The organism is Spongiactinospora gelatinilytica (assembly GCF_003236385.1).
In the GTDB taxonomy this organism is placed as follows: domain Bacteria; phylum Actinomycetota; class Actinomycetes; order Streptosporangiales; family Streptosporangiaceae; genus Spongiactinospora; species Spongiactinospora gelatinilytica.
The window spans coordinates 1-5,188 of the sequence record NZ_POUA01000459.1 but is presented as its reverse complement, the minus strand read 5'-3'; the positions used below and the strand labels follow the sequence as shown (position 1 = coordinate 5,188).

General features: G+C 69.5%; 7 protein-coding genes. 3 read left to right on the top strand and 4 right to left on the bottom strand.

Annotated features, from left to right (window positions below):
• Positions 1-36: 36 nt before the first annotated feature.
• Positions 37-243 (top strand): hypothetical protein, encoded by a 207-nt coding sequence (locus C1I98_RS34675; protein ID WP_111171547.1) that lies wholly within the window; start codon positions 37-39, stop codon positions 241-243.
• A gap of 80 nt (positions 244-323) precedes the next feature.
• Here C1I98_RS34675 and C1I98_RS34670 read toward each other — a convergent pair whose 3' ends face one another.
• The 3 genes from C1I98_RS34670 to C1I98_RS34660 are packed head-to-tail and all read right to left on the bottom strand — an operon-like array spanning position 324 to position 3,357.
• A complete protein-coding gene (locus C1I98_RS34670) occupies positions 324-1,163 on the bottom strand; it encodes a carbohydrate ABC transporter permease (protein ID WP_111171546.1) in 840 nt (279 codons plus the stop codon).
• Positions 1,160-2,098, bottom strand: coding sequence for a carbohydrate ABC transporter permease (locus tag C1I98_RS34665; RefSeq protein ID WP_111171545.1), 939 nt, complete (start codon positions 2,096-2,098; stop codon positions 1,160-1,162). Before C1I98_RS34665 ends, C1I98_RS34670 begins: the two co-directional genes overlap by 4 nt.
• Entirely contained in the window at positions 2,095-3,357 is a 1,263-nt protein-coding gene (locus C1I98_RS34660) for an extracellular solute-binding protein (protein ID WP_111171544.1), read from the bottom strand. The genes C1I98_RS34665 and C1I98_RS34660 overlap by 4 nt, the downstream gene beginning before the upstream one ends.
• 134 nt (positions 3,358-3,491) lie before the next feature.
• On the opposite strand from C1I98_RS34660, the gene C1I98_RS34655 reads away from it, so the two are divergent.
• Complete coding sequence (locus C1I98_RS34655; protein WP_111171543.1) at positions 3,492-4,274, top strand: IclR family transcriptional regulator; 783 nt, start codon at positions 3,492-3,494, stop codon at positions 4,272-4,274.
• On the opposite strand, the gene C1I98_RS34650 is transcribed toward C1I98_RS34655, so the two are convergent.
• Complete coding sequence (locus C1I98_RS34650) at positions 4,257-4,643, bottom strand: winged helix-turn-helix transcriptional regulator (RefSeq protein ID WP_233508435.1); 387 nt, start codon at positions 4,641-4,643, stop codon at positions 4,257-4,259. The genes C1I98_RS34655 and C1I98_RS34650 overlap by 18 nt on opposite strands.
• A gap of 88 nt (positions 4,644-4,731) precedes the next feature.
• Here C1I98_RS34650 and C1I98_RS34645 point away from each other — a divergent pair.
• Positions 4,732-5,188 (top strand): quinone oxidoreductase family protein (locus C1I98_RS34645; RefSeq protein ID WP_158558301.1); only part of this gene is annotated, 457 nt, incomplete at its 3' end.

The following is a 5,188-nucleotide window of genomic DNA, read 5'->3' as shown; positions in this document are numbered from 1 at the left end:
GTCTGTTGCGGCAGGGCTAGAGAGGGGAAGGGTCCGATGTCCACCGAAGACCCGCGGGGCAGGTTGCGTCAGATCGATGACGATCTCGCGCGGTTGCGCGATGACCTGGGGAGCGGCGTCGACGGCCCGAAGGACGCGGCGGACGACGCGTCCGCGCTGAGCCAGCGGGAGGAGCACAACGCGCTGATCGAGGCGCTGGAGTCGGAGCGGGCGCGGATCGTGCGGCAGCTCGGCGAGGGGTGAAGGCAGGTGGGGGTGAGGGGTCCTCATGAGCGTGCCACCCCCTGGCAGGCCCATGAGGACGCTTTCCCCTCAGGGCGGCGTCAGTCCTTGACCGCGCCGCCGAGTCCGGCGACCAGCCTGCGCTGCACCGCCACGAAGAAGATCAGTACCGGGATCGTCATCAGGGTCGAGGCCGCCATGATGCCGCCCCAGTCGTTCTCGTCCGGTTTGAAGAAGACCAGGAGGGCGGCCGGGAGGGTCTGGTTGTCCTTGGCGGAGATGATGAAGGTCCTGGCGAAGATGAAGTCGTTCCAGGCCGTGATGAAGGAGAACACGCCGGTGGCGATCAGGCCGGGGGCGACCAGCGGGAACAGGATGCGCCACAGTACGACCGGCCGGCTCGCGCCGTCGATCATGGCGGCCTCCTCCAGGGCCTCCGGCACGGCCGCCACGAAGCCGCGCATCATCCAGATCGCGAACGGCAGCGAGAACGCCAGGTGGACGAGCACCAGCGAGCCCAGCGTGTTCAGCCCGACGCCGGGCACCGCCGTACCGATGTCGCGCACCAGGAAGAACAGCGGGATGGTCAGCGCCTCCACCGGCACCATCTGGGCCACCAGGAACATGATCAGCACGGTGGTCCTGAACCTGAACGTGAACCGGGTGACCGCCACCGCCGCCAGGAACGCCACCAGGGCCGACAGGGCCACCACGGCGAGCGCCACCATGAGGCTGTTGAGCAGGTAGCGGGCGAAGTTCTCGCCGCCGAGCACGCGCTCGAAGTGCTCCAGGGTGGGGGCCAGCGTCCAGGGTCGCACCTGGAGCGACTGGATCTCCCCCGCGGGCTTCAGCGCGGAAAGCGCCATCCAGTAGATCGGGAAGAACGTGACCACGGCGGCGACGATCGCCACCGTGTTGGCGGCCAGGCGGGCCCGCTTCACAGCCGCTCCCCCGTCCGGTACAGCGCACGGATGTAGAACATGGTGATGACCAGCAGGATCAGGGTCATGACCACGCCGATCGCCGAGCCCAGGCCGTACTCCGAAGAGCCGAACGCGGTCTGGTAGGCGTAGACGTTGAGCACGGAGTTCTGCAGGGCGATGCCGCCACCGTTGGTCATCACGTAGATCTGTGTGAAGATCTTGAAGTCCCAGATGATCGACTGGATGACCACGATGGTGACCAGCGGGCGCAGGATCGGCAGGATGATCCGCCAGAACGACTGCCACTCCGACGCCCCGTCCAGCCAGGCGGCCTCGCGCACCGAGTGCGGGATGGCCTGGATGCCCGCGTACAACGTGACCATGACCAGCGGGAACGAATGCCACACCACGGTCGCGCCGATCACCCCGAAGGCGACCCACTTGTCGTAGAACCAGTTGAAGCCGTCCAGCCCGAGCACCTGGTTGACCAGGCCGAGGTCGGCGTCGAACAGGAACATCCACACCGTGGACCCGGTCATCGCCGGGGCCGCCCAGGCCGCCATCGCGGCCAGCGACAGCAGCAGCCGCGGCCACCGTCCCGCCCTGGTCAGCACCACGGCGAGGGTCGCGCCGACGGCGAGCGTGACGACCACCAGCGCCACGGCGAAGACGAGCGTCTGGAGGAGGATGGACCAGAACCGCTCGTCGCCGAACAGCGTGGCGTAGTTGCCGAGGCCGATGAACCTCGTCGGCTCACCGCCGCTGACCTGGGCCTGCCGGTAGTCGAAGACCGACAGCAGGCCCAGCATGTAGATCGGGTAGCCGAACAGCGGCACGAGCACCGCGGCCGCGGGCAGCAGGTAGAGCAGGGGCCGCCCGCGGCCCCGCCGGGTCGCCCGCGGCCGGGCGTGCCGTACACGCCCGGCGAGCGGCGCTGCGGGGGTGTGGGTCATGACCGTCCGAACGCGGCGTTCACCGCCGTTGCCGCCTCTTCGGTCGCCTCTTCGACGCTCGACTGCTTGGTCGCGATCTTCTGGAGCATCGTGGGGATGACCTTCTGGTTGTCGATCTTCACCCAGGCCGGGTCGATCGGCACGAACTCGGTGCCCGCCGCCACGGTGTCCAGGAACGGCTTGAGGAAGGGGTCCTTGGCGGCCAGTTCCTCGCGCGCCGTGCTGAGCGTCGGCAGGTTGCCCATCGCCTCGTACATCTTGAGCTGGTAGGACTTGCCGGACAGCAACTGGAGGAACTTCACCGCGAGCGACCGGTGCTTGCTGCTCTTCATCACGCCCAGGTTGTTGCCGCCCGCGAAGGCCGGCGCGACCGAGCCGGGCTCGGCGCCGGGCAGCGGCATGACCTCGTACTTGCCCGCGGCCGCGCCCGCGTCCACCGCCGAGCGGTTGAAGTTGCCGAGGATGCCCATCGCCGCCTTGCCGCTGGCGAACAGTTCGACGGTCTTGCCGCCGGTCAGGCTGGCGCACGCCTGCGGCGGGCAGACGTCGTCGCTGAGCAGGTCGGTGTAGGCCTGGACGCCCTTGCGGGACTCGGGGGAGTTCAGTTTCTCGATGTCGCCGCCCGCGTCCCAGACGAACGGCAGTGCGCCGAAGGTGTACTCGCCGCCCACCGCGATGCCGTACAGATCGGGCTTCTTCTCCCGGATCGTGCGCGCCGCCTTGGTGAGGTCCGCGATGGACTTCGGCGGGTCCAGCTTCAGTTCCTTGAACACGTCGGTGCGGTAGTAGAGCGAGCGGATGCCGATGAACCACGGCACGCCGTACAGCTTGCCGTCCACGGTCGCGGACTGGAACAGGTCGGCGGAGATGTCCCCGCGCTCGGACCAGTTCGCGAGGTCGGGGCCGAGGTCGGCGAAACCGCCCGCCGCGGCGTACTCGGCGAGGTCGGTGTTGCCGTACTCGGCGACGTCGGGGGCGCTCGCCGGGTCGTTGAAGGCCCCCTTGAACCTCTCGTGCCGGGCCGGGGTGGTCGGGATGTAGGTGACCTCGACCGAGGTCCCGGCGTTGGCGGCGGTGAACTCCGCGATGGCCTCCTTGACGACCTTCTCCTTCGGCGCCCGGTTGGGCTCGTCGAAGAGCCACACGCGCAGGGTGCCCGACTTCTCATCACCACCGGTCGCGGTCGGGGCGGTGGACGGCGCGCAGGCCGCCAGCAGCATCAGAGCCGCGCCGGTCACGGCCAAGTTAAGAATCTTCACTAAAACCTCCCGATGGCGGCAGACCCTAAGAGCGCGTCCACAGCACCGGAAGAGCACGACCGGTTTGTTCTGCATTGCACAACGATGTTGTGCATACGTGACTTTGCCGGGAACCGCTCCTACCTTCTGAACCGGTGACGAACGAAACCCCCGCCGAGCGCAACCGGTCGGCCTCACTGCGGCGGGCGCTCGCCGTACTTGAGCACGTCCGCGACCACGCGGGAGCCGATCTGTCGCTGACCCGGCTCGCCGAGGCGGTCGGGCTGCCGAAGAGCACGGTGCTCAGGCTGACCACGCCGCTGCTGGAGGCCGGCCTGCTGGTGCGCGACCGCAGGAGCGGGGCCTACCGGCTGGGTCCCGCCGCGCTGCACCTCGGCCAGGCGTACCTCGCCAGGCTGGACCTGCGCACGGTCGCCGCGGAGGAGTCGCACCGGCTGATGCTGGAGGTGAGCGAGACCGTCCACCTGGTGGTCTACGACCCGCCGGACGTGGTCTACATCGACAAGGTGGAGAACGCCACCAACGTGCGGATGGCCTCGCGGATCGGCAGCCGCGCGCCCGTGTACTGCACCGCGGTCGGCAAGGCGATCCTGGCCTGGCAGCCCGACCACGTGGTGGAGGACGTCGTGGCGGCCGGGATGCCCCCGGTGACCAAGTACACGATCACCGACGGCGCGAGCCTGCGCGCCGAACTGGGCCGGATCAGGCAGCGCGGCTACTCGGTGGACGACCGGGAGAACGAGCCGGAGGTGCGGTGTGTCGGCGCGCCCATCTTCAACCAGGCCAACATGGTGACCTCGGCCATCTCGGTCTCCGGGCTGACCTCGCGGATCACCGCGGCGCGGGTGCGCACGCTCGGGCCGCAGGTGGCCGAGGCCGCGTTGCGGATCTCCAGGAAGTTAGGCTCCACCCGCTGAGGGGGTCGCCTGGTCGTACGCCGCGCGGGCGCGGAGCAGGTCTTCCAGGTGCGCGTCGGCCCACGCCCGGCACGCCGCGATCGGCCCGAACATGGTGCGCCCCAGGTCGGTCAGCTCGTACTCCACCCGGGGCGGGATCTCCGGATAGACCGTGCGGGTGACCATGCCGTCGCGCTCCAGCGCGCGCAGCGTCTGGGTGAGCACCTTCGGGGTCACGCCCCGCATCGGCACCCGCAGCTCGGAGAACCGGCGCGGGCCGTGCTCCAGGCACACGATCACCATGGCGGACCATTTGTCGCCGATCCGGATCGGCATCGCGCTGGACGGGCACGCCGGGTCGAACATCCCCGGATCGAGTGGCTTCTTCACCTGCCCGATGGTAAGTAAGTATCGTTGAAGTAACAAGTACCTTCTGGATACCGTCTCCGACGAGTCGATACGTCTGGAGGCGGACGAAATGCGTGCCATTCGTTTTCATGAGTACGGCCCGGCCGAGGTGCTCCGGCTGGAGGAGGTCCCCGATCCGGTCGCCGGGCCGGGCGAGGTGCTGGTCCGTGTGGAGGCCGCCGGGATCAGCCACGCCGAGACCCAGATCCGGGCGGGCCTGATGCCCGAGGTGGCGCTGCCGCTGCCGTTCACGCCGGGGTTCGAGGTCGCCGGCACGGTGGTGGCCACCGGCCCGGACACCGACCCGGAGTGGACCGGCGGGCGGGTGCTGGCCATCACGCCGGGCGGCGGCGGTTACGCGGAGCTGGCCGCGATCCCTGCGGGGTCGCTGCGCCCGCTGCCCACCGATCTGGACTCACACGCCGGGCTCGCGCTGCTCTCCTCGGGGGTCGCCGCCGTCGGGGCGTTCGCCGCGGGCGAGGTCGGGCCGGGTGAGACGGTATTGGTCGAGGCCGCCGCGGGCGGGG